We start from the raw sequence: 24,818 nt of genomic DNA on the forward strand, positions 1-24,818 counted from the left end.
ATGACATTATTAGCAAAAATCAATGAAACAGCTGCTTTTTTGAAAGGCAAAGGAATGGAAGCACCTGAGTTTGGCTTGATCCTTGGATCAGGTCTTGGAGAACTGGCTGAAGAAATCGAAAATGCCGTCGTAGTAGACTACTCTGAAATTCCAAACTGGGGTCGTTCAACGGTTGTCGGCCATGCTGGTAAATTGGTCTACGGTGATCTTGCTGGACGTAAAGTCTTGGCCCTTCAAGGTCGTTTCCACTTCTACGAAGGAAACCCACTAGAAGTGGTGACTTTCCCAGTTCGTGTCATGAAAGTATTGGGTTGTGAAGGGGTTCTTGTCACCAACGCTGCCGGTGGTATTGGCTTTGGTCCTGGTACTTTGATGGCTATCACTGACCACATCAATATGACAGGTCAAAACCCATTGATCGGTGAAAACTTGGATGACTTTGGTCCACGTTTCCCAGATATGTCTAAAGCTTACACACCTGAATACCGTGAGACAGCTCATCAAGTAGCAGACAAATTGGGTATCAAATTGGATGATGGGGTTTATATCGGTGTGACTGGTCCAACTTATGAAACTCCAGCTGAAATCCGTGCGTATAAGACACTTGGCGCAGATGCTGTCGGAATGTCAACCGTTCCTGAAGTCATCATTGCAGCGCATTCTGGCTTGAAGGTTCTTGGTATTTCATGTATTACCAACTTTGCGGCTGGTTTCCAAGAAGAGCTCAACCACGAAGAAGTAGTAGAAGTGACAGAGCGCATCAAAGGCGACTTCAAAGGATTGCTGAAAGCGATTCTTGCTGAACTCTAATCCAATGAAAGTACGACTCCAAAGGCTGCCCTACGGACTGAGGTTGCTTCTAGCCACCTTATCATTAGGGATCGGGACAGGTCTGGTCGGAATTGCCTGCCATTATCTACTAGAAGGGGTGCAAGAGCTGGCTTTTGGCCAAGCTAGTTCCAATTTGCTCCAGCAATTCCAAGAAGCTGGAGGGTTACGTAGATTTCTGGTTTTGTGTGTGACTGGGTGCTTGGCAGCTGGCTTCTGGTATGTCCTGCAAAGGCGTTATCAGATCCTGTCTATTCGCCAGCAAATTGACTTAGCTGGAGACAGGGAACCAGCGCTCTTCGCACACCTCCTTCATTCAGGGATGCAGGTGGCAATTGTTGGAGCAGGCGCATCGGTCGGAAAAGAAGGAGCCCCACGTGAGGTCGGGGCTCTTCTAGCTGGTCGCTTGGCGAAGGGATTCTCACTAGCCCTCAAAGAGCGAAAAGTCTTGATCGCCTGTGGTGCTGGAGCTGGTTTGGCTGCCGTCTATCAGGTTCCCTTTGCCAGTAGCTTGTTCGTCTTTGAGACCTTAGGGCTCGCCTTCAGTTGGCAGAACTTTCTACTGGTTTTGACCAGTACTTATCTGGCAACCTGGGTCGCTCAGTCCATCGTTGGTCAGGAGGCTGTTTATCACCTGTCCGCAGTCTCATGGTCGGCTAGCGGCTTCTTACAGGCTATTGTGATTGCTTTCTTGGTCACTCCCTTGGCTCTGGTCTTTGCTTTCCTCGCCAAGCGGGCTAGTCAAAAACGGCGGAAGGATAGGACGATTCTTTGGGCTCTTCCTCTAGCCTTTCTAGTGCTGGGGAGCCTAGTAGCCTTTTTCCCTATCTTTATGGGAAATGGCCAGGTACTAGCGCAAGCCCTCTTGTCTAGCCAGTCGATTCCTTATCTTCCACTGACTCTTGTAGTGAAGGGGCTTCTGGTTTATCTCCTCTTGCGCAATGGTGCTTATGGGGGAACCTTGACACCATCATTTGCCCTTGGGATTGGATCTGGCTATCTAGTGACCTTGCTTTTGACAGTTCTTGGGATTCATCTAGATCCAGCTATAGGGATGTTACTTGGAGCGACCGTCTTTTTAGGAACGACCTTAGATGCTCCTCTGACAGCTATTGCCCTGAGTCTTGGATTTACTGGCCAAGCTTGGAGTTTGACAATCCCGCTTGTACTTGCGGCTGGTCTGTCATACACGATTCGAAAGAAATGGGAGAAGAAATGATGAAGGTACATTTTGTACTGCATGAAACCTTTGAAGTGCCGGGCGCTTATCTAAAATGGGCGCAGGAGCGTGGCCATCAAGTGACCACGACTAAAGTCTATGAGAATGAAGCCCTACCAGAGACAGTGGATGAGATCGACTTCTTAATTGTGATGGGAGGTCCTCAATCGCCAGACGAAGATCGGGAAACTTTTCCATACTACGATCCTCAAGCAGAGATCGAGCTGATTCAAAAGGCCATCAAGGCAGATCGTTATATTGTCGGGGTCTGTCTGGGTGCCCAGCTCCTGTCTGTTGCCTATGGAGCGAAGTATGAGCATAGTCCGGAACGTGAGATTGGGGTTTATCCCGTGACCTTGACGCCTGAAGGACTCAAAGATCCACATTTCGGTGAGTTTGGAGGAACTCTTGAAACTGGTCACTGGCATGGTGATATGCCCGGATTGACAGAAGATGCTGTCGTTCTTGCGACTAGTCAAGGGTGTCCACGTCAGATGATTCGCTTCAGTCCTAAACATTATGCCTTCCAAGCTCACTTGGAATTTGATACAGAAGCAGTCAATCTCTTGATTGCTGCTGACGGTGAAGCTGTTTTGGAAGAACAAAGTCAAAACCTGACCTTTGTTCAAAAACCTGAAGCCATTCGTGCTTACGATTATCGAGAAATGAATGCCAAACTCTTTGCGTTTTTGGATTCATTAACAAAATAAATAAAAAAGAAAGGTAGAGCATGTGTTCTAATTTGAACACGAGCGGAAAGCTCTCCTAATTACTCAATAAAAAAAGAAAGGATGGGTTTACCGTATTCGCTGAACTGAATACGGGCGGAGAACTGTGTAAAAAAGATAAACTGTCTAGCATCTGCGATGCGTCGTCAGTTTCCTATTTTTACTTTGCCTCTTTAATGCCTATTCTAAAAAATAAAAAAGAAAGGTAGAGCATGTGTTCTAATTTGAACACGAGCGGAAAGCTCGGAAAATAGATAATCTGACTGAGAAATCAGGATTTCTCGTCAGATTCCTAATTTTCAGTCGCTTTCTGGTCGCTCTTTGTATCATAAACTATGTCTATCCATATTGCTGCTAAGCAAGGTGAAATTGCTGATAAAATTCTTCTTCCTGGAGATCCTCTTCGTGCGAAATTTATTGCTGAGAATTTCCTTGAAGACGCTGTTTGCTTCAACGAGGTCCGTAACATGTTTGGTTACACAGGGACTTACAAAGGTCACCGTGTTTCTGTTATGGGAACTGGGATGGGGATGCCATCGATCTCTATTTATGCGCGTGAGTTGATTGTCGACTACGGCGTGAAGAAATTGATCCGTGTGGGAACGGCTGGTTCTTTGAATGAGGATGTGCATGTTCGTGAATTGGTCTTGGCACAAGCAGCTGCAACCAACTCAAACATTATCCGTAACGACTGGCCTCAATACGATTTCCCACAAATCGCTAGCTTTGATCTTTTAGACAAGGCTTACCACATTGCCAAAGACCTTGGTATGACAACTCACGTCGGCAATGTCTTGTCATCAGATGTTTTCTATTCAAACTATGGTGAAAAGAACATCGAGCTTGGTAAATGGGGCGTCAAAGCTGTGGAAATGGAAGCAGCGGCTCTTTACTATCTTGCTGCTCAACACCATGTTGATGCCCTTGCTATCATGACGATTTCAGATAGTTTGGTCAATCCAGATGAGGACACAACTGCTGAAGAACGTCAAACTACTTTCACAGACATGATGAAAGTTGGTCTTGAGACCTTGATTGCAGACTAATGGCAAAATTCTTTCATGATGAATGGCTCTACGATCTCCAAAATTATCACTACAGCCGGGCTCTGCGTTCTATCAAGCAGCAGGAAGAAGTACCGGATTTGTTGGTGAGTTTACTGCAGTTAATGGCGGAGCGTCGAGAGCTCAATATCCAACCCGTCATGAATCAAAAGTTGAGAACCGAGTTGCTAGAAGCGACTGGTTTTCAGCTTTTTTGGCATGAAGAACCAGAAGATGAGCAGTTGGCCAATTACCTCTATGATCTCGAAGCGAAGTTGCGAAATGAGCAGATTATTGACTTTGTTCGTGCCGTTAGCCCAGCCATCTATAGGATCTTTATGCGATTGATTCAGTTGAAAATTCCTGATATAACCAACTATATTCATAACTCCAAAGAATCCAGTTATGACCGTTGGAAGTTTGAGAGCCTGCATGCGTCAGAAAACCCTATCCTGCAGCAATTTCACAGTGAAAGTGTGGTCAATTCATCCAGTTTGACGGAGTTGATTGTGCAGTTGGACTTACCAGATAGCGTCAAAGTTGCGGCTCAACAATTGCGGGAGTTAGAAAAATCAGTTCGCAACCCCTTGGCCCACTTGATCAAGCCCTTTGATGAGGAAGAGCTCCATCGGACGACGGGTTTCTCTTCTCAGGATTTTATGAAAAATTTGATTGACCTTGCAAGCTACACAGGCATTCATTATGATCAAGTTAACTTTTATTTTGATCAGGCCAATGCTGTCATGGAAGAGCTACTAAAGGAGAAGTAGATGGATAAGATTGCTCAACTACAGGAGATGATTGATCAGAGTCAACGGATCGTGTTTTTCGGAGGGGCAGGAGTTTCCACGGAGTCAAATATTCCAGATTTTCGAAGCTCAGACGGGGTCTATAGTGTTCAGGTAGGGCGGCATTTGACAGCCGAGCAATTGGTCTCCCATACCATGTTTGAGCGCTATCCTGAGGACTTTTTCGACTTCTATAAGAAATACTTGCTCTACCCAGATGCCAAACCCAATGCTGCTCATCGCTATCTGGCTCGGCTTGAAGAGACCGGTAAGCTCAAGGCAGTGGTGACACAAAATATCGATAGTCTTCATGAAATGGCTGGTTCTAAAAAAGTTTTGAAGCTCCACGGCAGCGCCGATCGCAATTACTGTACGGGTTGCCAGCGATTTTATGATTTGGAAGCTTTTTTAGCTTTGGAAGGCCCGGTTCCACACTGTCTGGACTGTGGCAAGGTGGTCAAGCCTGATGTGACTCTCTACGAGGAGCCTCTCGATATGGAGGTCTTTAGCCGAGCAGCCCAAGCCATCCAAGAGGCTGATCTCCTGATTATCGGTGGTACCTCTCTTGTGGTCTACCCAGCAGCCAGTTTGATCCAGTATTTCCAAGGGAAGAAGCTGGTTGTCATCAATAAAACCAGTATCCCACAAGACAAGCAAGCAGACCTGGTTATCGAAGGAAAAATTGGCCAAGTGTTTTCACAATTAAGACAATAAAAAATATCTGAGTGAACATGAGACACTCAGATATTTTTTACTTATCAAACTTCACTTCCTCAAGCAAGTACTCGATGAATTTTTCTCCCATTTTTGAGAGGGCTGTTTTTTCATGTTTGATGTAGACCAGCTCGATCGGGTCTTCGATATCAAGGGGAATGGAGACGATGTTATTCCCGTTGAGATTGCTGTTGAGGATCCCGGTCGCAATGGTGTAGCCATCCAGACCAATCAAGAGATTAAAGAGGGTCGCGCGGTCACTGACGACGATGGATTTCTTATGATGCTCTTGAGAGAGGATCTCTTCTGAGAAGTAGAAGGAGTTGTGGGTCCCTTGGTCATAGCTAAGGTATGGGAAATCTTCCAGATCTGACAAGTGAACGATCTCTTTCTTGGCAAGAGGATTGGTCTTGCTGACAAAGATATGAGGTTGCGCTGTAAAGAGGTGGGTGGCAATCAGGTGATTATCATCCAGCATCTTAGAGAGGACATCTCGGTTGTAGCTATTCAAAAAGAGTACGCCAACCTCGCTTCGGAAATTCTTGACGTCATCGATGATCTCCCAAGTCCGCGTCTCCCGTAGGAAGAGCTCGTATTTTTCCATGTCGCTTTTCTTCAATAGTGAAACGAAGGCCTCAACCACGAAGGCGTAGTGCTGTGAAGAGACGCTGAAAAGCTCACGAGAGCCCACAGGATTTTTATATCGCTCGGACAAGAGGTCGATCTGCTCCACCACCTGGCGGGCATAAGAGAGGAACTCCATCCCATCGCGGGTCAAAGTGATCCCTTTAGGATTCCGGATAAAGATTTCAATCCCCATCTCATTTTCCAAGTCCTTAACGGCATTGGAAAGGCTAGGTTGCGTGATGAAGAGTTGTTTTGCGGCCTCATTCATAGAGCCGGTTTCGACGATTTTGATAATGTATTGTAATTGTTGTATTCTCATGCTTTTATTTTAACATAAAAAAGCGCGTTTTTCCCGTAAAATGTGGTCTTTCAAGGACTGTATCAGAGAATAAGACAGGCTGAGGGAGGTAATAGGAAGTAGGCTAGATCAAACATTTAAAAAATAGAAAATTGGAAACAAAATCTCCATCTGGGGACTGATTTTGATGGAAAAATACAGTTTTGCCTTGATTAAGGGGTGAGCTGATTGATAGAATGGTAAAAAATTGATTGAGGAGATCTTATGAAAAAACTAGTGTCCTGGTATAAGAAAAAGGATAAGGAATTGGAAACCCATTTCACATCCGGTCTGTTGCAGATCAATTTTGTGACCAATGCACTGATTCTATTAGCCTTTTACATCTATTTTGTTGTTAGTGAGTCGATCTATGCAATAAAGGATCCATTCATTCAATTTAGTTTTCTTGCTATAGTGTCCTTTACGATGGAGGTTTTGCCCTATGGTGTGACCTTAGCCCTCTTTGTCCCCAATATTTTTGTTATCATTTATGGGATCGGTCGGTGGTCTAGCCTCCAGTACAAAGAAGCTGAGGAAGAAGCTCTCGAAGATCCGGATTTGTTTGAAGATAGGGTGCCGAAGGAAGGAGAAGGGACAAGAGAAGATGACGCATCTCTTATGAAGGAAAAGCAAGAATCACCTAATCCTAAGCCTGTCAAAAAGAAAAAGCAACAGCCTACAATTGTTCTTTGGTTTGGTCTCTTTGGTTGCTTTCTCGAAGCGATTTTCATTTACATCGTCAAGGAGATGACCTTTTACGATTGGAGTGAGAGTTTGGTCAATTCTCAGAAGCATGCCCTGATCTGGTCTGGCGCCTATCCGACCTTCTTCACACTGGCAGCTCTTACTTTACTAGCCTTGATTATCTATTCCTACCGGGATGCGAATTCACTCTCGCCGTTAGCAAATGTCTTCTGCATCAGTGGCATTCTAGGAGGAGTGGTTCTCCTCTTAGTTTTTGATAATCAACTGCAGGTAGCAAGTTTTCACACCTTTTTCTTACTGATCTATTCCATCCATCTCTTATGGGTTCGCATCAAGGAGTGGCAGGAAGATCGAACAGAGATAAGCTATGAGAATCGTCTGCTTCAATGGCTCCATCAGCTCTTAAACAAGTCGCGTAACTGGCCATGGCTAGCAGTTCTTGTTGCCCTTCCAACCCTTGCTCTCGTTGTCCTCGTTCTCATGCTCTTTGGGCAGCAACCGGATTCCATGATCAAGGCCTGGACCAATACAGCTGACTGGGCCTTCTCACAGAAGATCCCTCCTCAGAATCTCATCATTGATGAGCACTATCTCTGTACGGTTGCGGCTGGTGGTCATGAAAATGTTGTCAAGCCCCAGCGGATGGGTGTCCGCCAGGGTCATCCAGTCGTTGTCAATCGCCAGCTTTGTATTGCCAATGCCTTTGAACAGGTGCTAGAAGAAAAGACGCCACGTTTCCATCGCTTCTTGCGTCGCAATTATGACCGCTATGGTTATCCCTTTGCCAAACATATCAAGAAGAAATGGGCTATGGACCTGATCTATTACCTGATGAAACCGTTGGAATGGCTCTTTTTACTGGTTCTTTATCTAGTTGATCGCAAGCCTGAAAACCGAATCGCCATGCAATACATCAAACCGATCCCAGAAGATTTCGACCCTCGTAAAGCATCCTGAGTTACTGATTTTACTTGACAAGCGAGAAGGAGCGCGATATAATGAGACAAATTTAACCTTTAAGAGGTCCAGAGAGGCCTGCAAGGAAAGACAGAAAAAAGATCAGCAGACTGTGTCTAGCTGATCATTTGTAGGGCCTTGCTTTTGCGAGGTCTTTTTTGCTGATAGAAAGAAGAGGATATCAATGGTCAGTGACAGTTGTAAAAAACGCTTTGGCAAAATCATGATGGAGGAGATGGAGCTAGTCGCTCAAGAAGAGATTGCTCCCCGCATCTATTCTATGATATTAAAAGGAGAAATGGTGGCGCAGATGCTACCAGGTCAATTCCTTCATATCCGCGTCCCTGATGGGTCCAAGCTCCTTCGCCGTCCGATTTCAATTTCTGAGATTGATCCTGAGACACAGACGTGTCGCTTGATCTACCGCATCGAAGGTGGGGGGACAGCTATCTTTTCCCAGTTGCCAATCGGTAGCAAACTCAGTGTCATGGGGCCTCAGGGAAATGGCTTTGACCTCACCAATCTCGGCCAAGGTCAGAAAGCCTTGATCATCGGTGGCGGGATTGGTGTTCCTCCTTTGGTCCAAGTGGCCAAACAACTCCATGAGCAAGGCGTGGAAGTTGAAGTGGTTGTCGGCTTTGCGACCAAAGAAGCTGTCATTTTGGAAGAAGAACTTTCTCAGGTGGCTCATGTCACTGTAACGACAGACGATGGGACTTATGGCACTAAGGGCTATGTTTCTACGGTCATTGATCAGATGGACCAGGAGTTTGACGCTATCTATTCTTGTGGGGCACCTGGCATGCTCAAATATGTCAATACCAAATTCCATGACCATCCCCGCGCCTACATTTCTATGGAATCGCGTATGGCTTGTGGGATGGGTGCTTGCTATGCCTGTGTGGTGCATCTAGAAAATGAAAGCCAAGCAGCCAATAAGCGCGTGTGTGAAGACGGACCGGTCTTTGAAACCGGTACGATTGTGATGTAGGAGGACCTTATGACAGCAAATCGACTAACCGTATCCTTACCTGGTTTAGACTTGAAAAACCCGATTATTCCGGCATCTGGCTGTTTTGGCTTTGGTCAAGAATATGCCAAATACTATGACTTAGACCTGCTTGGATCCATCATGATCAAGGCGACAACTGCTGAGGCACGCTTCGGAAATTCGACTCCACGAGTTGCTGAGACACCGGCAGGCATGCTCAATGCCATTGGGCTCCAAAATCCAGGCGTAGACGTGGTCCTAGCAGAGAAACTCCCTTGGTTGGCCCAACATTATCCAGACCTACCGATTATTGCCAACGTAGCCGGCTTCTCCAATGAAGAGTATGCAACGGTATCTAGGAAGATCTCGCAAGCACCAAATGTCAAGGCCATTGAGCTCAATATCTCTTGTCCAAACGTAGACCATGGGAACAACGGCCTCTTAATCGGGCAGGTTCCTGAGTTGGCCTATGCGGCTGTGAAAGCAGCGGTAGAAGCGTCCTCCGTCCCTGTCTATGTCAAGTTAACGCCTAGTGTGGCAGACATCACGCAGGTCGCAAAAGCAGCAGAAGATGCAGGGGCGACTGGCTTAACCATGATCAATACCTTGGTTGGGATGCGCTTTGACCTCAAGACTGGTAAGCCCATCATTGCCAATGGCACAGGAGGTATGTCGGGACCAGCTGTTTTTCCAGTTGCATTAAAACTCATCCGTCAGGTTGCCCAATCCACTAAACTTCCGATTATCGGAATGGGAGGTGTGGATTCAGCAGAAGCAGCCATAGAAATGATGATTGCAGGTGCCTCTGCGATTGGAGTTGGAACTGCTAATTTCACCGATCCTTATGCATGTCCAACCATCATCGAAGATCTGCCACAGGTCATGGATCGCTATGGTATTGACACCCTTGAGAACTTCCGAAAACATGTACGGGAAAATCTACTGTAAATCCTTGACTTTTCCCAAATATCGTACTACAATAAATAAAAACCTTTAAAGCAGTCCAGAGAGGCTCCTAAGGTCTAGACGGTGAATCATGGTAGTTGTTCCTACCTAATTTTCGTGTAACCTTGCCTCGGGCAAGGTTTTTTTGTAGACAAAATGATCAATCAAAAAAGGAGTAATCCATGCGTGAAGAACGTCCTATTATCGCCCTTGACTTCCCAGCTTTCGAGGATGTCAAACACTTTTTAGAGCATTTTCCAGAAGACGAAAAATTATTTGTAAAAATCGGAATGGAATTTTTCTATGCAGTTGGTCCTGAAATTGTACATTACCTCAAAGGGCTTGGACACAGTATTTTCCTTGATTTAAAATTGCATGATATCCCAAATACAGTCAAATCAGCCATGTCCGTACTGGGGACCTTCGGAGTAGATATGGTGACGGTCCACGCAGCCGGTGGTGTAGAGATGATGCGCGAAGCCAAGGCAGCTCTTGGTGAAGGAGCTAAATTGGTAGCCGTGACCCAGTTGACTTCTACCAGTGAAGAAGACATGCGTGATTGCCAAAACATCCAAACAACGGTCCAAGAATCTGTAGTCAATTATGCTCGCAAGGCCCAAGAAGCAGGCTTGGATGGCGTTGTCTGCTCAGCTCATGAAGTAGCCTTGATCAAGGATGCCACTTCATCAGACTTTGTCTGTGTAACACCAGGGATTCGTCCTGCTGGAGCTGAAATCGGCGACCAAAAACGGGTCATGACGCCACAAGAAGCTCATAAAATTGGATCTGACTATATTGTCGTTGGACGCCCAATCATCCAAGCAGAAAACCCATGGGACGCTTACCATGAAATTAAGAGACAGTGGAATGCGTAAGAGCTACTAAAAGTGAAACTTTTGTAGCTCTACGGGAAGCCCTACGGGACCTTCCCTAACGCATTCACTAGATTTAGAGGATCAAAATAATCGTTTTATCCTCTAAATCGTCGGAATACCAATCGCTACTAAAAGTGGAACTTTTGTAGCTCTACGGGAAGTCCTATGGGACCTTTCCTAAACTATTCACTAGATTAGAGGAAAGAAAAATATCGTTTCTTTCAACTAAGTGTCGGAATACGTGTCGCTATTAAAAGTGGAACTTTTGTAGCTCTACGGGAAGTCCTATGGGACCTTCTCTAACTTACTTACTAACCTGTACTGTTGTTGTTTAAATCATCTGTTGATTTAATTCGTATATGATTAAAATCGTAAAAAGGAGTTATCATGTCATTAGCTAAAGATATTGCTAGCCATCTTCTAAAAATTGAAGCCGTTTATTTGAAACCAGAAGAACCTTTTACTTGGGCTTCTGGAATCAAGTCCCCTATTTATACGGATAACCGCGTGACCCTTGCTTATCCAGAAACTCGTACCTTGATCGAAAATGGATTTGTAGATAAAATCAAGGAAGCTTTCCCTGAAGTAGAAGTGATTGCAGGAACTGCAACTGCAGGGATTCCTCACGGTGCGATTATTGCGGACAAGATGAATTTGCCATTTGCCTACATTCGTAGCAAACCAAAAGACCACGGTGCTGGTAATCAAATCGAAGGCCGTGTACCACAAGGCCAAAAGATGGTCGTAGTGGAAGATTTGATTTCTACTGGTGGTTCTGTTTTGGATGCTGTCGCAGCTGCCAAGCGTGAAGGGGCGGACGTTCTTGGTGTCGTAGCCATCTTCACCTACCAATTGGAGAAAGCCGATAAGAAATTTGCGGAAGCTGGCGTTCAACTTGAAACCTTGTCTAACTATACTGAATTGATTCATTTGGCAGAAGAACAAGGTTACATCACTTCTGAAGGTTTAGAGTTGTTGCACCGTTTCAAGGAAAACCAAGAAACTTGGCAAAATAAATAATACAACTGAAGCGTTTCTAACGCTTCTTTTTTATACTCTTTTCACTAGTTGGTGGTTAACTTGAATCTCAAAGTAAAATCCGGTATGATAGTAGTAATTGTTCTTATGGATGAAAGAAAAACTATTTTTAAGGGAGAAGAAGATGTCAAAAGAACATTATTTGCAAATGAAGAAACAGGCTCGGGTCTGGTTTACCGTTAATATCGTCATCAGTTTGATCGCTATTGTGGGAGGAATTTTAGTGGTCATTAGTAAATCACGTCATATCCCATTTTTATTGATGGCCTTGGGGGCACTGACTTTGATGAACCAAGTCTTGGTTACCCCTGTTTTCAACGCCAAAAAAGAAGCTGAGGAAGAACATCCAGAATGGAAGAGCTTGTCTACTAAAGATACTAAACTTCCTGCGGAGAATCTGCAGAAAGGGGTTTTGGTATCAGCTACGGCTCTTCTGATTGTCATTATTGGTTTCTTCATGTTCTATCGTCCTCTTCCGACAACAGACGCAGGAACTGAAGTGATCAAAACCTATCGGGAGATTCAGACTGTTCCGGATAGTTCAACAGACAAAGAATCTAGGACGGTCTCCGATTTAACTCCTCAGGATGTTCAAACCTTACAAGAATTGAAGGAAGAAATCGAATCCAATGCTCCATCAGATTCAAATTCACTAGATATAAACAAAGCAAAAGATCTTGCAGAAAAAGCGCAGCAACAGAATTGGTTGAAAAGAGGAGAATAAGATGACTTTTCAAGTGGTTTGAATTCAACTAGTTTATGTGAAAGGGTAAAAAACAAATGACAGTAACAACATTCTGGCTTAGTTTGGGAATCTTGACCCTTGTTTTCTTGATCATGCTGCTTATCTTTTACACCTTGTATCGCCGTGAAATAAAAGTGAAAACAGAATCAACCGCAAAAGTTCTGGGAGAAGTAGTTGCTTTTGATTCCAAAAATCAACTGCTTATTTCTCTGCCTGTGGTGGAGTATCAAGTCGAGGGTGAAAGATACCAAAAGACCTTTTCCTACGCTTATTTTAGGGAGACTTCTTCCAAATCTAGGCAGGCCAATGTTTTCGATAGAACCTATGTTCTTGGAGCCGGCAAAAATCTGGATTTGCGGATGATATTCCCAATTGGGTCTCCTATGACAGTTTTTTATAATCCAGTCGATCCACAGCTTGGTTTTGTCGAACGATATGCCGGCTTAGTCGGTTTCTATAAAATCGGAATGATTCTAACGGTTGGAATTTATCTTGGGTTAGTATGTATTCTAGCTTTGTTAGGTTGAATTGTTCCGACCTATCTGAAATAAAAAGCACATTCATATATGTTTGGTTGAATGAGAGGATTTTCAATGATCAAAAGAGGTCAATGTTTTAATATCAGTTTGAATGGGAAAAGGCCACTCTGGGGGTACTTTTTGTTGGTGACAGATCAAGGGGAAGAATTCATCGTCAAACGCAATAGTAAAATCCCTTTCGACAAGTACCGAAAAGTGTACCAGACCAACCATTCGTTTAAAGATCAAATTTTTTCAAAGAAAGCACCAGCAAATATTTATTCTTTGATTGGTGTTCCACTAGGCCTATTATTAGCAAGGACATTTAGAAAGATCCTTCCCATGGACCTTTTCTTTGGGAAAGCAAATCTTGATTTGAATGTTAGAGAAGGGGCGATAAATGTCTTTTTGTTTCTATTTGCAGTTATGATCACTTTATGGCTGGTCGCTATTGCTAGATATGTGCAGTTGAAACGGTTTGTTAAGAAAAATGAAGCAGAACTAGTATTTGTTGGTCAGATAAAACCAGTAGAGTATCTTCAAAAAACAGCAAATGGAATCGAGGTGTGGTGAATGCGAAAAATAAGAAAACGTCAATTGTTTGCCCTGGTTTGTTTAAGCATGATAGTCCTGTTTTTAGCATATTTTGTTCAAATGCGCTTGTTTTTGGGATTGATTTTATATTTGTTGGTCGTTCTCTTTTATAGAGGCCTTGAATTCACAGAGCCTCGGGAAATAGAGTTTGATTTTAAGGAAGATCCTAAAGATTAAAGATTATTCCCCAACCTTAATGATTTCCTACCACCCCATAACAGCAGAAATGCTGTTTTTTTGATATAATGGACCTATGTTATCGAAAAGTAAACGTATTCTATTTGGGATGCTTCATGTTGTCATGTTGCTAGTGATGGTCCACTGGTTCTTGATCAGTGTGACCTATCTGAGAGAGATTTCATGGCTAGCCATTTTAGGTGCTGGATTGCTATTTCTGCTAGCCTGGTTGAAACGAGATGGGCTAAAGAGTGCCTTTGCTTGGTTGACTCGGCACAAAAAAGGCTTCTTACTTGGTGCCCTTGTCTTTCAGTTGATTGTCATGGTCTGTGCGGAGCTTTTTATCCGTCGGGATGCTGCAGTTGTTTTCAAAGGGGCTTTTGATCTTCTGAAGCAATCTTCCATAACCAACTACCTCAGTCGCAATCCCAATAACATTCCGCTCTTTCTTTACGAGAAGTTTTTCTATGTCTTATTTGGCTCTAGCGGTCTGTGGGTCATGCAGGCTCTCAATATCCTCTATGTCAATCTGGGAGCAGTCCTCTTGTACAAGCTGTCCCAGAAGCATTTCAATCAAAAAACGGCTGATCTAGCCTATCTCTTCTATGTGAGCTTGATCTGTTACTCGCCTTATTTCTATTCCATGTACACGGACATTCCGCCACTTCCTTTGATCGCTCTTCAGTTATGGTGGGTTTTGGATCTCTTAAAGGAAGATCAAGCAGTCTCCTGGAAGAAGATTGTTGGCTTGGGGATCTTATCTGGCGTGACCATGTTGATCCGTCCAACGACGATTATTGTCATGATTGCCTTTTGGGCTGTACTCTTCTTCAGAGGAAATTGGAAGGCCTTTGGAAAGATTGCTACGGTGACCGTGATGATGACGGGTTTTGTCTTTGCAGGATTGAATACAGCGGTCAATCATCAAAGAGTTGTGCCGATCTTGAAACAAGAAGGGCTGGCTAAAGGACCGCTCTTATTTATCAATCTGGGCTTGACGGATATGGGGCATAACCAAGAAGATATGAAAGAAGGCTTGTTGGCCTATATCGATGAGGATAAGCGCTCGGATTACAACAATGGCCTCTTTAAAAAAGAAAATGTGATCAAAGAAATCAAGCGCCGTCTCAAGGAGTACGGACCGTTCGGTTTGATCGGGCATATCTACTACAAGCAATCCTTGACGGTAGCAGAAGGGACCCTGGGCTGGCTCTACCGAGATGTAGAGTATGAGAAGACGCCTTTTATCAATCCTCTCTATGCACCCCTGACTAAAAATAATGGTCTGGCAAAATGGGTGCGGACTTATTTCCTCAGCATTGATCGCCCGCAGTACAAGTATTATGAATTTGTCAAGCAGGTGATCTGGATCGTCCTATCGGCTGGTTTGGTTGGGGCTTATCTCAAACGTCGAGATACAGATGACTTTAACTTCCTTTCCTTAGCAGTCTTTGGTGGTTTGCTCTTCTTAACCATCTTTGAAGGTGGGAAGACCCGCTACCTCATCCAATTCTTACCGCAAATTTTACTAGTCGCTTCGATCGGTCTAGCAGGATTTACCAAGAAAGAAAATATCTAAAAGCTCCTGCTTGTTTGACAAGCAGAAAAAGAGGTTGGACAAAAATGTCCAGCCTCTTTTTTATCCAGTGGATCTGCGCCAAATGTGGTATAATGAAAGGTAAGAATTTATTGGATAGCGGAGAGTTTCCATGCAGCATTCACCCTGGCATGAAGCCATCAAATCCCATCTTCCAGAAGGGTATTTTCACCAGATCAATGACTTTATGAATGAAGTCTATAGCAAAGGAGTGGTTTATCCACCGCGTGACAAGGTCTTTAAGGCCTTGCAGACGACAGACATGGATCAGGTCAAGGTCTTGATCTTAGGCCAAGATCCCTACCATGGACCGGATCAAGCGCAGGGCTTAAGTTTTTCTGTTCCAGATCATGTACCAGCGCCACCTTCTTTGCAAAATATTCTCAAAGAATTGCGCTCAGATATCGGAGAGAAGCGTTCCCATGATCTGACTTCTTGGGCAGAGCAAGGAGTGCTCTTGCTCAATGCCTGTTTGACGGTGCCTGCTGGTCAGGCCAATGGTCATGCAGGACAAATTTGGGAGCCTTTCACAGATGCTGTGATCAAGGTGGTTAATGAGTTGGAGTAGCCTGTTGTCTTTATCCTCTGGGGATCTTATGCCCGTAAGAAAAAGCCTCTGATTACCCACGATCGACATTTGGTCCTTGAATCAGCTCACCCAAGTCCCTTATCGGCCTACCGAGGATTCTTTGGTTCCCAACCCTTTTCAAAAACCAATCAATTTTTGAAAGAGGCGGGACGCGAGCCGATTGATTGGTTAAGATAGGAGAAAAAATGCCACAATTAGCAACGATTTGTTACATTGACAATGGGAAAGAATTTCTCATGTTGCATCGCAATAAAAAGCCCAATGATGTCCATGAAGGTAAATGGATCGGAGTTGGAGGAAAATTAGAACGCGGGGAAACCCCACAGGAGTGTGCGGCGCGTGAGATTTTTGAGGAGACGGGCCTTAGAGCCAAGCCAGTTTTGAAAGGGATTATTACCTTTCCGGAGTTTACTCCAGATTTGGACTGGTACACCTATGTCTTCAAGGTAACGGATTTTGAGGGAGAACTGATCGAGTGTAACGAAGGGACCTTGGAGTGGGTACCTTATGATCAAGTCCTCTCAAAACCAACCTGGGAAGGGGACCACACCTTTGTCGAGTGGTTGTTGGAGGATAAACCCTTCTTTTCAGCAATGTTTCGCTATGACGGCGACCGCTTGTTAGAGTCGCATGTTGATTTTTATGAATAAAGGAGAATGCAATGGTTGTCATTAAAAATGGTCGCGTAATGGATCCCAAGACCGGCTTGGATCAAGTCTGTGACCTTCGTATCGAAGGAAAGAAAATTGTAGAGATCGCTGAAAACCTCCCAACGGATGGACAAGAAGTCCTTGATGCTACTGGTCTGGTGGTTGCTCCTGGTTTGATCGATGTACACGTGCATTTCCGCGAACCCGGTCAAACTCATAAAGAAGACATCCATACGGGTGCCTTAGCTGCAGCTGCTGGTGGTTTTACTCGAGTGGTCATGATGGCCAATACCAATCCGACCATTTCAGATATTGCAACTTTAGAGGAAGTCTTAGCTTCTGCAGCCAAGGAAAATCTTCACATTCATACGGTTGCGACGGTGACTAAGAACTTTGACGGTCAACACCTGACAGATTTTGAAGGACTGCTTAAGGCAGGTGCAGTGGGATTTTCAGATGATGGGATTCCCCTTCAAAGCACTAAGGTTGTCCGTGAAGCTTTGGAAGAAGCTAAGCGTCTAGGAACCTTTATCAGTCTGCATGAAGAAGACCCTGAGTTGAATGGCATTCTTGGTTTGAATGAGAACATTGCCAAGGAACACTTCCATGTCTGTGGTGCGACGGGTGTAGCCGAATATTCAATGACTGCGCGTGATGCTATGATTGCCCATGCGACAGGTGCTCACCTCCATATCCAACACCTTTCCAAGGAAGAAAGTGTCAAGGTGGTGGAATTTGCCCAAGGATTAGGAGCTCATGTGACGGCAGAAGTGGCACCTCAACACTTTTCGAAAACAGAAAGTCTGCTCTTGACTAAAGGAAGCAATGCTAAGATGAATCCACCTCTTCGCTTGGAATCTGACCGTCTAGCAGTGATTGAAGGCTTGAAGTCAGGCGTTATCTCCGTGATTGCGACTGACCACGCGCCTCACCATGCTGATGAGAAGAATGTTCCTGATATTACCAAAGCACCATCTGGAATGACTGGGCTTGAAACTTCGCTTTCTCTTGGTTTGACCTACTTGGTGCATGCTGGCCATTTAAGCCTGATGCATTTGCTTGAAAAGATGTCCTATAATCCAGCACGTCTCTATGATTTTGATGCTGGCTATATCGCAGTGGATGGACCGGCAGATTTGACCATCTTTGATCCAGAAGCAGATCGTCTGGTATCGGATCATTTCGCTTCAAAAGCGGGCAATTCACCATTTGTGGGTGAATCATTAAAAGGAAAAGTTGCTTATACGATCTGTGATGGACAAGTGATTTTTCAAGGATAGGCGATCGTATTCATATGAATCTTAAAAAAATGATGCAAGGCTTGGTTTTCTTTATAACCAGCCTTCTTGTCTTTGTCTTTCTATTTCGAGCTTTGCTACCAACTGCGTCTCCTCGTATGACCAAGCCCAAAACGGCTGAGAAAGAAATCACCTATACATATGTAGCTCTAGGAGATTCACTGACCAAAGGTGTTGGAGATAGTACCAATCAAGGGGGCTTTGTGCCCATCCTTGCTCAAAGTCTGTCCAATGAAAATGACGGCCAGTACCAGCCTGTCAACTATGGTGTAGCTGGAAATACAAGTGCTCAGATTTTAGATCGACTCAAGAAGCAAACAGACCTTCAGAAGGATCTCAAGAAGGCGCATGTCATGACCTTAACGGTTGGAGGAAATGATCTGCGCAAAGTCGTTGTCGATCATCTGAGTGATTTTTCTCTATCAGATATCCGAAAACCGCTCAAGAATTATACAGCTAACCTCAAAGAAATTATCACAAAAGCAAGAAAGGACAATCCCCATCTTCCTATTTATGTAGTGGGGATCTACAATCCTCTTTACCTGAATTTCCCTGAATTAACCAGTATTCAGACGGCTGTAGATCGTTGGAATGAGACGACGGAAGAAACCATCGCGCAATTTGATCAGGTCTATTTCGTTCCGATCAATGATCTGCTCTATAAAGGAATTGATGGCAAAATGGGCGTATCAGAAATCAGTGACGGGAAGACAACTGTTATCAATGATGCCCTGTATGAAGAGGATAGCTTTCACCCCAACAATACGGGCTATGAAAAGATGAAACAAGCAATATTGGAGAAAATCAATGCCACGAAAAAAACTTGGAGTCAAAAATAATCCCATCAAAGAGAAGGTCCCCTTCCTTCAAAAAATCAATATTTGGAAATGGTTATTTTTAGGTTTGGTCAGCCTTCTCTTAGCCTTCGCTATAGTTGTGCAAGGACGCTTAGCGACGCCAAGAGAAGATGTTAGCCAGCTTCATCAAGCAGTTGGCATCAAAGATGTCAAAGTTGGAACCATGACAACGACTCGGGATCAACTCAATGATACTATCAAATCGCTACTGAAAAAATATAAGCTGTCCGACTACAAGGTCTATGCGGACAATCAGCAAATCCTATTAGAAGGGCAGTTGAGTCTCTTGGGGAAGGATTATCCCTTATACATTTACTTCCAACCATCCAAATTGGAAAATGGGAACATCCTCTTGACGGTGAAGGATTTTTCAGTTGGAACCTTTCAAATTCCACAAAGGATGGTCTTGCAGCTCTTGAGTAAAAATAAAAATATCCCAAAATTTGTTCAGATCTCACCCAAGCAGTCTACCATCACCATTGTATTGCCAGAAATTGACAATGACTTTGGAATCTATGTCAAGGCCAATACCATTGACCTCTATAATGACAAGATCGTTTTCGATTTGTATCAGAAGAAGTAGGGTGAAAGAGGCTATTCAAATTGAATTCAAAGTCATCTTAAAAACTTTCCTTAGGTTCAATAATTCCGAGTGCTAGAAACAATAGTGTTTCTAGCACTTTTCTCATGACGGAAAGTTTCTAAGATGACTTTATCTTCAATCTAACTAGAAATGAAAGCTCTATTTTGTTTCTATTCAAAAAATTCTGAATATTGTAGAAAATTCTTGACATTGCTTTTTCCCTATGCTAAAATACTAAACAAGACATTGAACAAAGGAGAAAGTCAAACATGAAAACAGCTAAGTTTATTCAATTTGCTTTGTTGTTGAGGTATAAGGGCTAGTGCAGAAGCATTAGTCCTGTTTGGCTTACCAAGCGGGCAAAAACATCTCGCTTGGTTGACCGAGTGAGATGTTTTTCTTTATATCCACTACATAGAAATGAGGAGACCCTATGCGTAAAGTTGAATTTTTAGATACCAGCCTTCGGGATGGCGAACAGACTCCAGGAGTTAATTTCTCTATCAAAGAAAAGATTGCCATTGCTAAACAATTGGAAAAGTGGGGTATTTCTGCTATTGAAGCAGGTTTTCCTGCAGCTAGTCCGGACTCCTTCACTGCTGTTCAAGAGATTGCCAAGGTCTTGACCAAGACAGCCGTGACAGGCTTGGCCCGTTCTGTCAAATCAGATATTGATGCTTGTTATGAAGCCTTGAAGGATGCTAAGTATCCGCAAGTTCACGTCTTTATCGCAACCAGTCCCATTCACCGGGAGTTTAAACTCAACAAAACCAAGGAAGAAATCCTTGAAACAATCAAAGAGCACGTTTCTTACGCTCGCTCAAAATTTGAGATTGTAGAGTTCTCTCCCGAAGATGCGACCCGGACAGAATTGGATTTCCTCTTGCAAGTTGTCCAAACTGCAGTCGATGCTGGTGCTAGCTACATCAATATTCCTGATACAGTCGGTTTCACGACACCAGCAGAGTACGGAGCCATTTTCAAATACTTGATCGACCATGTCAAGACAGACCGCGAGATTATCTATTCCCCTCATTGCCATGATGACCTAGGTATGGCCGTGGCGAATAGCCTCGCTGCTGTTAAAAATGGTGCCCGTCGTGTCGAAGGAACCATTAATGGGATCGGGGAGCGGGCCGGCAATGCGGCACTTGAAGAAGTAGCGGTTGCTCTCAATATCCGTGAAGACTATTTCCAAGTTGAAAGTCCGATCGTCCTTAATGAAACCATCAACACTTCTGAGTTGCTCTCTCGTTACTCTGGGATTCCAATTCCTAAAAACAAGGCGGTTGTTGGTGGCAATGCCTTCTCACACGAGTCTGGTATTCACCAAGACGGGGTTCTTAAAAATCCTCTTACTTATGAAATCATCACCCCTGAGCTGGTGGGTGTCAAGAGCAATAGCCTCCCTCTTGGAAAATTGTCTGGTCGCCATGCCTTTGTCGAAAAACTGCATGAGTTGGGACTGGAATTTACAGAAGAGGACATCAAGCCGTTGTTTGCTAAGTTCAAATCTCTGGCAGACAAGAAACACGAGATCACAGATGCCGATATCCGCGCCCTTGTTGCCGGTACAGCAGTGGAAAATCCAGAAGGATTCCAATTTAATGATCTTCGCTTAACCACCAATGCAGACGAAACGATTACAGCAGCGGTTAGCCTCCGCAATGAAGAAGGGGAAGTACTTGAATTCCTTGCCAATGGTCAAGGGTCGGTTGAAGCGATCTTTAATGCGATTGATAAATTCTTCAACCAAACTGTTCGCTTGACCTCATACAATATCGATGCAGTGACAGATGGGATCGATGCTCAAGCCCGTGTCTTGGTATCCGTGGAAAATGTCGATACCGATACGATTTTCAATGCCTCTGGTTTGGACTTCGACGTATTGAAAGCTTCTGCCATCGCTTATATCAATGCCAACACGCTGGTTCAAAAAGAGAATGCGGGTGAGATGGGACGAGCTGTCTCCTACCGTGATCTTCCACAAGCCTAAGAGGAACTGAACATGACAAAGAAAATTGTAACACTTGCAGGAGATGGGATTGGCCCTGAGATCATGGCAGCTGGACTAGAGGTCCTCGCAGCCGTTGCTCCCAAAATTGGCTTTGATTATAGTCTAGAAGACAAACCTTTTGGGGGTGCTGGGATTGATGCCGCTGGTCACCCACTTCCCCAAGATACTCTCAAAGTAGCTAAAGGAGCGGATGCTATTCTTCTCGCAGCCATCGGGAGTCCGGAATATGACAATGCTCCTGTTCGTCCAGAACAAGGCCTGCTCGCTATTCGTAAGGAATTAAATCTCTTTGCCAATATTCGTCCTGTACGGATTTTTGACGCCTTGAAACACTTGTCTCCTTTGAAGCCAGAGCGTATCGAGGGTGTTGACTTTGTGGTCGTGCGTGAATTGACAGGTGGGATTTACTTTGGAGAGCATATCTTGAAAGAAGATACAGCGCGCGATATCAATGATTACAGTGCAGAAGAAATCCGTCGGATTATGCGCCAAGCCTTCAAGATCGCGCAAGGACGTGGTAAGAAAGTGACCAGTATCGATAAGCAAAATGTCCTTGCAACTTCTAAATTGTGGCGCCAAGTGGCAGAAGAAGTGGCTAAAGAATTTCCAGATGTGACCTTAGAGCACCAGCTTGTCGATAGTGCGGCCATGATCATGATTACCAATCCAGCCCGCTTTGATGTTGTAGTGACAGAGAATCTATTCGGAGATATCTTATCTGATGAATCCAGCGTCCTTCCAGGAACACTAGGCGTGATGCCATCTGCTAGTCATTCTGACCAAGGACCAAGTATGTACGAACCGATTCATGGTTCAGCACCTGATATTGCAGGTCAAGGCATTGCCAATCCGATTTCCATGATTCTGTCCGTTGCCATGATGCTCCGAGACAGTTTTGGAGAAACAGCAGGTGCAGAAATGATCGAAGAAGCTGTCAATCAAACCTTGAATCAAGGAATCTTGACGCGAGATCTAGGTGGTCAGGCTTCTACTGCTGAGATGACTGCAGCCATTATTGGGAATCTCTAAGATGACTTGGAGAGATCGCTGTTTAGTTCTTATTGCTATTTGGAATAGTATCGTATTTCTGACCTATGGTTTAGATAAACGAAAAGCTATCCAAAACAGGTGGCGGATTCCTGAAAAGGTCCTGTTACTTGAGAGCTGGCTGCTTGGTGGATTTGGAGCTCTACTAGGTGGATATCTTTTTCACCACAAGGTGCGGAAATGGTATTTTCAAGCCACCTGGTGGGGCAGTAGCCTTCTTTTAGCAGGTGTCCTCTTTCTAATCCTTCAATGGATTTCCTAACAAGAAGATAAATGGAGAAAGACGATGAGTGGAAAATCTATCTTTGATAAACTTTGGGACCGCCACGTGATTACAGGAGTGGAAGGGCAACCCCAACTCATGTATGTGGACCAACACTACATCCACGAAGTGACGAGTCCGCAAGCCTTTCAAGGATTACGGGATGCAGGACGCAAGGTTCGACGACCCGATTTAACCTTTGGAACCTTTGATCACAATGTTCCAACGGTCAATATTTTTGATATTCGAGATGTGATTTCAAAAGCCCAGATTGATAAATTAGCTGAGAATGTGGTGGACTTTGGGATTGATCATGCTGCCCATGGTTCTGCTAAGCAAGGAATCGTTCATATGGTGGGCCCTGAAACCGGTCGGACCCAGCCTGGAAAATTTATTGTCTGTGGAGATAGTCATACCGCCACCCACGGTGCCTTTGGAGCCATTGCCTTTGGGATTGGAACCAGTGAAGTGGAGCATGTCTTTGCTACCCAAACCATCTGGCAAGTCAAACCAAAGAAAATGTTGGTTGAATTCACCGGAACCCCACAAAAAGGGATCTATTCAAAGGATTACATCCTAGCTTTGATAGCGCGCTACGGTGTTGCTTGTGGAGTTGGCTATGTCGTAGAATATCGGGGTGAAGCAATTGATCGCTTGACCATGGAAGAACGCATGACCATCTGTAACATGTCAATCGAGTTCGGGTCCAAAATGGGGATCATGAATCCAGATGAGACGACTTTTGACTACCTCCGGGGACGCGAATGTGTGCCAGATGATTTTGAGGCCGCAGTAGCTGATTGGAAGACTATAGTCAGTGATGACGATGCCGTTTATGATAAGGTCATCCGTATGGATGTATCTGATCTTGCTCCGATGGTGACTTGGGGGACCAATCCTTCTATGGGAGTGGACTTTGAGACTCCATTTCCAGAGATTCGGGACATGAATGATGAACGGGCTTATCATTATATGGATCTTGAACCTGGCCAAAAACCAGCAGACATTGAATTAGGCTATATCTTTATCGGTTCTTGTACCAATGCGCGTCTCAGCGATTTGGAGTTGGCAGCCAAGTTTGTGAAAGGCAAAAAAATTGCGCCAAACTTAACTGCTATTGTGGTACCTGGCTCTCGTCCAGTTAAGCAAGCCGCTGAAAAATTAGGCTTAGACAAGATCTTCATGGATGCGGGCTTTGAATGGCGTGATCCAGGATGCTCCATGTGTCTAGGAATGAACCCAGACAAGGTTCCAGATGGCGTCCACTGTGCTTCTACTAGCAACCGGAACTTTGAAGATCGTCAAGGATTTGGGGCTAAGACCCATCTCTGTAGCCCAGCAATGGCCGCTGCAGCAGCAATCGCTGGTCGCTTTGTCGATGTGCGCCAAATGCCAGAAGTCGAGTAAAAGGAGGAAGCATGGAGAAATTTACCAGTTATACGGGAACTACAGTTCCTTTGATGAACGATAATATTGATACTGACCAAATCCTCCCCAAGCAATTCTTAAAGTTAATTGATAAAAAAGGTTTTGGGAAATACCTCATGTATGCTTGGCGCTATTTGGATGACCAATATACTGAGGATCCAGATTTTATCTTTAACAAGCCAGAATACCGCAAGGCGACCATTTTGATCACTGGTGACAATTTTGGGGCTGGTTCCTCTCGGGAACACGCAGCCTGGGCTTTAGCTGATTATGGCTTTAAAGTCGTTATCGCCGGATCCTTCGGAGATATCCATTACAATAATGAGCTCAATAATGGCATGCTGCCGATTGTCCAACCGCTAGAGGTTCGTCAAAAATTGGCAAGTTTGAAGCCGGCAGATCCAGTGACGGTAGATTTGGAAGAGCAGAAGATCCTCTCGCCTGTTGGAGAGTTTCGCTTTGAGATCGATCAAGATTGGAAGCACAAATTGCTCAACGGGTTGGATGATATCGGGATTACACTTCAGTATGAAGACTTGATCGCAGCTTATGAGAAGAACAGGCCAGCTTACTGGCAATGATAAAATTGTATACTGAATTACGAATTTTCTGAAAATATATTGAATTTGAGACTGTTTTTTGATACAATACTAAAAAGAAT

General features: G+C 44.3%; 25 protein-coding genes and 1 pseudogene. 25 read left to right on the top strand and 1 reads right to left on the bottom strand.

From position 1 onward, the window contains the following. From LPB220_RS05260 to LPB220_RS05285, 6 genes are all read left to right on the top strand, one after another. Positions 1 to 810, top strand: coding sequence for a purine-nucleoside phosphorylase (locus tag LPB220_RS05260; RefSeq protein ID WP_070589124.1), 810 nt, complete (start codon positions 1 to 3; stop codon positions 808 to 810). A 4-nt stretch (positions 811 to 814) separates the two neighbouring features. Beyond that, positions 815 to 2,047, top strand: coding sequence for a chloride channel protein (locus tag LPB220_RS05265; protein WP_191904623.1), 1,233 nt, complete (start codon positions 815 to 817; stop codon positions 2,045 to 2,047). Next, positions 2,044 to 2,757 carry a type 1 glutamine amidotransferase gene (locus LPB220_RS05270; RefSeq protein ID WP_150905978.1) on the top strand — a complete coding sequence of 238 codons (714 nt, stop codon included), beginning with the start codon at positions 2,044 to 2,046 and terminating at the stop codon, positions 2,755 to 2,757. Before LPB220_RS05265 ends, LPB220_RS05270 begins: the two co-directional genes overlap by 4 nt. A 353-nt stretch (positions 2,758 to 3,110) precedes the next feature. Beyond that, positions 3,111 to 3,821, top strand: coding sequence for a purine-nucleoside phosphorylase (gene deoD, locus LPB220_RS05275; protein ID WP_070586244.1), 711 nt, complete (start codon positions 3,111 to 3,113; stop codon positions 3,819 to 3,821). After that, on the top strand, positions 3,821 to 4,588 hold the full coding sequence (locus LPB220_RS05280; protein WP_150905980.1) for a hypothetical protein: 768 nt from the start codon (positions 3,821 to 3,823) through the stop codon (positions 4,586 to 4,588). The genes deoD and LPB220_RS05280 overlap by 1 nt, the downstream gene beginning before the upstream one ends. Further along, a complete protein-coding gene (locus tag LPB220_RS05285) occupies positions 4,589 to 5,320 on the top strand; it encodes an NAD-dependent protein deacylase (RefSeq protein WP_150905982.1) in 732 nt (243 codons plus the stop codon). A gap of 37 nt (positions 5,321 to 5,357) precedes the next feature. Here the strand turns inward: LPB220_RS05285 and LPB220_RS05290 are convergent, their stop codons facing one another. After that, the gene (locus LPB220_RS05290; protein ID WP_003003594.1) at positions 5,358 to 6,266 is read right to left on the bottom strand and encodes a LysR family transcriptional regulator; all 909 of its coding nucleotides are present in this window, start codon (positions 6,264 to 6,266) and stop codon (positions 5,358 to 5,360) included. A 243-nt stretch (positions 6,267 to 6,509) separates the two neighbouring features. Between LPB220_RS05290 and LPB220_RS05295 the strand changes: the two genes are divergently transcribed. The 19 genes and pseudogenes from LPB220_RS05295 to leuD all read left to right on the top strand — a co-directional run bounded on the left by LPB220_RS05295 (position 6,510) and on the right by leuD (position 24,738). Beyond that, positions 6,510 to 7,946, top strand: coding sequence for a DUF6688 family protein (locus tag LPB220_RS05295; protein WP_150905984.1), 1,437 nt, complete (start codon positions 6,510 to 6,512; stop codon positions 7,944 to 7,946). A gap of 184 nt (positions 7,947 to 8,130) precedes the next feature. After that, positions 8,131 to 8,937, top strand: a complete 807-nt coding sequence (locus tag LPB220_RS05300; RefSeq protein WP_150905986.1) for a dihydroorotate dehydrogenase electron transfer subunit — start codon at positions 8,131 to 8,133, stop codon at positions 8,935 to 8,937. Between the two features lie 9 nt (positions 8,938 to 8,946). Next, positions 8,947 to 9,885: a dihydroorotate dehydrogenase gene (locus tag LPB220_RS05305; RefSeq protein ID WP_150905988.1), complete on the top strand. Its 939-nt coding sequence runs from the start codon at positions 8,947 to 8,949 to the stop codon at positions 9,883 to 9,885. A gap of 179 nt (positions 9,886 to 10,064) precedes the next feature. Then, positions 10,065 to 10,757: an orotidine-5'-phosphate decarboxylase gene (gene pyrF / locus LPB220_RS05310; RefSeq protein WP_003003278.1), complete on the top strand. Its 693-nt coding sequence runs from the start codon at positions 10,065 to 10,067 to the stop codon at positions 10,755 to 10,757. A gap of 387 nt (positions 10,758 to 11,144) precedes the next feature. Then, positions 11,145 to 11,777 carry an orotate phosphoribosyltransferase gene (gene pyrE / locus LPB220_RS05315; RefSeq protein ID WP_003003338.1) on the top strand — a complete coding sequence of 211 codons (633 nt, stop codon included), beginning with the start codon at positions 11,145 to 11,147 and terminating at the stop codon, positions 11,775 to 11,777. 142 nt (positions 11,778 to 11,919) lie between these two features. Then, positions 11,920 to 12,519, top strand: coding sequence for a hypothetical protein (locus LPB220_RS05320; RefSeq protein WP_070594536.1), 600 nt, complete (start codon positions 11,920 to 11,922; stop codon positions 12,517 to 12,519). A gap of 56 nt (positions 12,520 to 12,575) precedes the next feature. Beyond that, positions 12,576 to 13,067: a DUF3592 domain-containing protein gene (locus LPB220_RS05325; RefSeq protein WP_070594537.1), complete on the top strand. Its 492-nt coding sequence runs from the start codon at positions 12,576 to 12,578 to the stop codon at positions 13,065 to 13,067. A gap of 66 nt (positions 13,068 to 13,133) precedes the next feature. Then, complete coding sequence (locus LPB220_RS05330; protein WP_225305932.1) at positions 13,134 to 13,631, top strand: hypothetical protein; 498 nt, start codon at positions 13,134 to 13,136, stop codon at positions 13,629 to 13,631. A gap of 274 nt (positions 13,632 to 13,905) precedes the next feature. Continuing rightward, on the top strand, positions 13,906 to 15,408 hold the full coding sequence (locus tag LPB220_RS05340) for a glycosyltransferase family 39 protein (RefSeq protein ID WP_070594539.1): 1,503 nt from the start codon (positions 13,906 to 13,908) through the stop codon (positions 15,406 to 15,408). Positions 15,409 to 15,538: 130 nt separating this feature from the next. Then, positions 15,539 to 16,192 (top strand): annotated as a pseudogene (locus LPB220_RS05345) (uracil-DNA glycosylase). Between the two features lie 8 nt (positions 16,193 to 16,200). Next, positions 16,201 to 16,665, top strand: coding sequence for an NUDIX hydrolase (locus tag LPB220_RS05350; protein ID WP_003003493.1), 465 nt, complete (start codon positions 16,201 to 16,203; stop codon positions 16,663 to 16,665). Positions 16,666 to 16,676: 11 nt separating this feature from the next. Further along, on the top strand, positions 16,677 to 17,945 hold the full coding sequence (locus LPB220_RS05355) for a dihydroorotase (RefSeq protein WP_150905990.1): 1,269 nt from the start codon (positions 16,677 to 16,679) through the stop codon (positions 17,943 to 17,945). 14 nt (positions 17,946 to 17,959) lie between these two features. Continuing rightward, entirely contained in the window at positions 17,960 to 18,802 is an 843-nt protein-coding gene (locus LPB220_RS05360; RefSeq protein ID WP_150905992.1) for an SGNH/GDSL hydrolase family protein, read from the top strand. Then, positions 18,771 to 19,403: a YpmS family protein gene (locus LPB220_RS05365; protein WP_049483123.1), complete on the top strand. Its 633-nt coding sequence runs from the start codon at positions 18,771 to 18,773 to the stop codon at positions 19,401 to 19,403. The genes LPB220_RS05360 and LPB220_RS05365 overlap by 32 nt, the downstream gene beginning before the upstream one ends. Before the next feature lie 433 nt (positions 19,404 to 19,836). Continuing rightward, positions 19,837 to 21,399, top strand: coding sequence for a 2-isopropylmalate synthase (locus LPB220_RS05370; RefSeq protein WP_150905994.1), 1,563 nt, complete (start codon positions 19,837 to 19,839; stop codon positions 21,397 to 21,399). A gap of 12 nt (positions 21,400 to 21,411) precedes the next feature. Next, the gene (gene leuB / locus LPB220_RS05375) at positions 21,412 to 22,449 is read left to right on the top strand and encodes a 3-isopropylmalate dehydrogenase (protein WP_031576974.1); all 1,038 of its coding nucleotides are present in this window, start codon (positions 21,412 to 21,414) and stop codon (positions 22,447 to 22,449) included. Position 22,450: 1 nt separating this feature from the next. After that, positions 22,451 to 22,729: a DUF1294 domain-containing protein gene (locus LPB220_RS05380; protein WP_150905996.1), complete on the top strand. Its 279-nt coding sequence runs from the start codon at positions 22,451 to 22,453 to the stop codon at positions 22,727 to 22,729. A 24-nt stretch (positions 22,730 to 22,753) separates the two neighbouring features. Beyond that, positions 22,754 to 24,136, top strand: coding sequence for a 3-isopropylmalate dehydratase large subunit (leuC, locus tag LPB220_RS05385; protein WP_024055810.1), 1,383 nt, complete (start codon positions 22,754 to 22,756; stop codon positions 24,134 to 24,136). 11 nt (positions 24,137 to 24,147) lie between these two features. Then, on the top strand, positions 24,148 to 24,738 hold the full coding sequence (gene leuD, locus LPB220_RS05390) for a 3-isopropylmalate dehydratase small subunit (protein ID WP_070665884.1): 591 nt from the start codon (positions 24,148 to 24,150) through the stop codon (positions 24,736 to 24,738). Positions 24,739 to 24,818 lie beyond the last annotated feature (80 nt).

Origin of the sequence: Streptococcus sp. LPB0220, assembly GCF_008727815.1 — a bacterium.
Classification (GTDB): Bacteria; Bacillota; Bacilli; order Lactobacillales; family Streptococcaceae; genus Streptococcus.

What these genes read in the sequence shown, in the direction of transcription:
- LPB220_RS05260 (WP_070589124.1), top strand. Translation starts at nt 1, where the DNA reads ATGACATTATTAGCAAAAATCAATGAAACAGCTGCTTTTTTGAAAGGC.
- LPB220_RS05265 (WP_191904623.1), top strand. Translation starts at nt 815, where the DNA reads ATGAAAGTACGACTCCAAAGGCTGCCCTACGGACTGAGGTTGCTTCTA.
- LPB220_RS05270 (WP_150905978.1), top strand. Translation starts at nt 2,044, where the DNA reads ATGATGAAGGTACATTTTGTACTGCATGAAACCTTTGAAGTGCCGGGC.
- deoD (WP_070586244.1), top strand. Translation starts at nt 3,111, where the DNA reads ATGTCTATCCATATTGCTGCTAAGCAAGGTGAAATTGCTGATAAAATT.
- LPB220_RS05280 (WP_150905980.1), top strand. Translation starts at nt 3,821, where the DNA reads ATGGCAAAATTCTTTCATGATGAATGGCTCTACGATCTCCAAAATTAT.
- LPB220_RS05285 (WP_150905982.1), top strand. Translation starts at nt 4,589, where the DNA reads ATGGATAAGATTGCTCAACTACAGGAGATGATTGATCAGAGTCAACGG.
- LPB220_RS05290 (WP_003003594.1), bottom strand. Translation starts at nt 6,266, where the DNA reads ATGAGAATACAACAATTACAATACATTATCAAAATCGTCGAAACCGGC.
- LPB220_RS05295 (WP_150905984.1), top strand. Translation starts at nt 6,510, where the DNA reads ATGAAAAAACTAGTGTCCTGGTATAAGAAAAAGGATAAGGAATTGGAA.
- LPB220_RS05300 (WP_150905986.1), top strand. Translation starts at nt 8,131, where the DNA reads ATGGTCAGTGACAGTTGTAAAAAACGCTTTGGCAAAATCATGATGGAG.
- LPB220_RS05305 (WP_150905988.1), top strand. Translation starts at nt 8,947, where the DNA reads ATGACAGCAAATCGACTAACCGTATCCTTACCTGGTTTAGACTTGAAA.
- pyrF (WP_003003278.1), top strand. Translation starts at nt 10,065, where the DNA reads ATGCGTGAAGAACGTCCTATTATCGCCCTTGACTTCCCAGCTTTCGAG.
- pyrE (WP_003003338.1), top strand. Translation starts at nt 11,145, where the DNA reads ATGTCATTAGCTAAAGATATTGCTAGCCATCTTCTAAAAATTGAAGCC.
- LPB220_RS05320 (WP_070594536.1), top strand. Translation starts at nt 11,920, where the DNA reads ATGTCAAAAGAACATTATTTGCAAATGAAGAAACAGGCTCGGGTCTGG.
- LPB220_RS05325 (WP_070594537.1), top strand. Translation starts at nt 12,576, where the DNA reads ATGACAGTAACAACATTCTGGCTTAGTTTGGGAATCTTGACCCTTGTT.
- LPB220_RS05330 (WP_225305932.1), top strand. Translation starts at nt 13,134, where the DNA reads ATGATCAAAAGAGGTCAATGTTTTAATATCAGTTTGAATGGGAAAAGG.
- LPB220_RS05340 (WP_070594539.1), top strand. Translation starts at nt 13,906, where the DNA reads ATGTTATCGAAAAGTAAACGTATTCTATTTGGGATGCTTCATGTTGTC.
- LPB220_RS05350 (WP_003003493.1), top strand. Translation starts at nt 16,201, where the DNA reads ATGCCACAATTAGCAACGATTTGTTACATTGACAATGGGAAAGAATTT.
- LPB220_RS05355 (WP_150905990.1), top strand. Translation starts at nt 16,677, where the DNA reads ATGGTTGTCATTAAAAATGGTCGCGTAATGGATCCCAAGACCGGCTTG.
- LPB220_RS05360 (WP_150905992.1), top strand. Translation starts at nt 17,960, where the DNA reads ATGAATCTTAAAAAAATGATGCAAGGCTTGGTTTTCTTTATAACCAGC.
- LPB220_RS05365 (WP_049483123.1), top strand. Translation starts at nt 18,771, where the DNA reads ATGCCACGAAAAAAACTTGGAGTCAAAAATAATCCCATCAAAGAGAAG.
- LPB220_RS05370 (WP_150905994.1), top strand. Translation starts at nt 19,837, where the DNA reads ATGCGTAAAGTTGAATTTTTAGATACCAGCCTTCGGGATGGCGAACAG.
- leuB (WP_031576974.1), top strand. Translation starts at nt 21,412, where the DNA reads ATGACAAAGAAAATTGTAACACTTGCAGGAGATGGGATTGGCCCTGAG.
- LPB220_RS05380 (WP_150905996.1), top strand. Translation starts at nt 22,451, where the DNA reads ATGACTTGGAGAGATCGCTGTTTAGTTCTTATTGCTATTTGGAATAGT.
- leuC (WP_024055810.1), top strand. Translation starts at nt 22,754, where the DNA reads ATGAGTGGAAAATCTATCTTTGATAAACTTTGGGACCGCCACGTGATT.
- leuD (WP_070665884.1), top strand. Translation starts at nt 24,148, where the DNA reads ATGGAGAAATTTACCAGTTATACGGGAACTACAGTTCCTTTGATGAAC.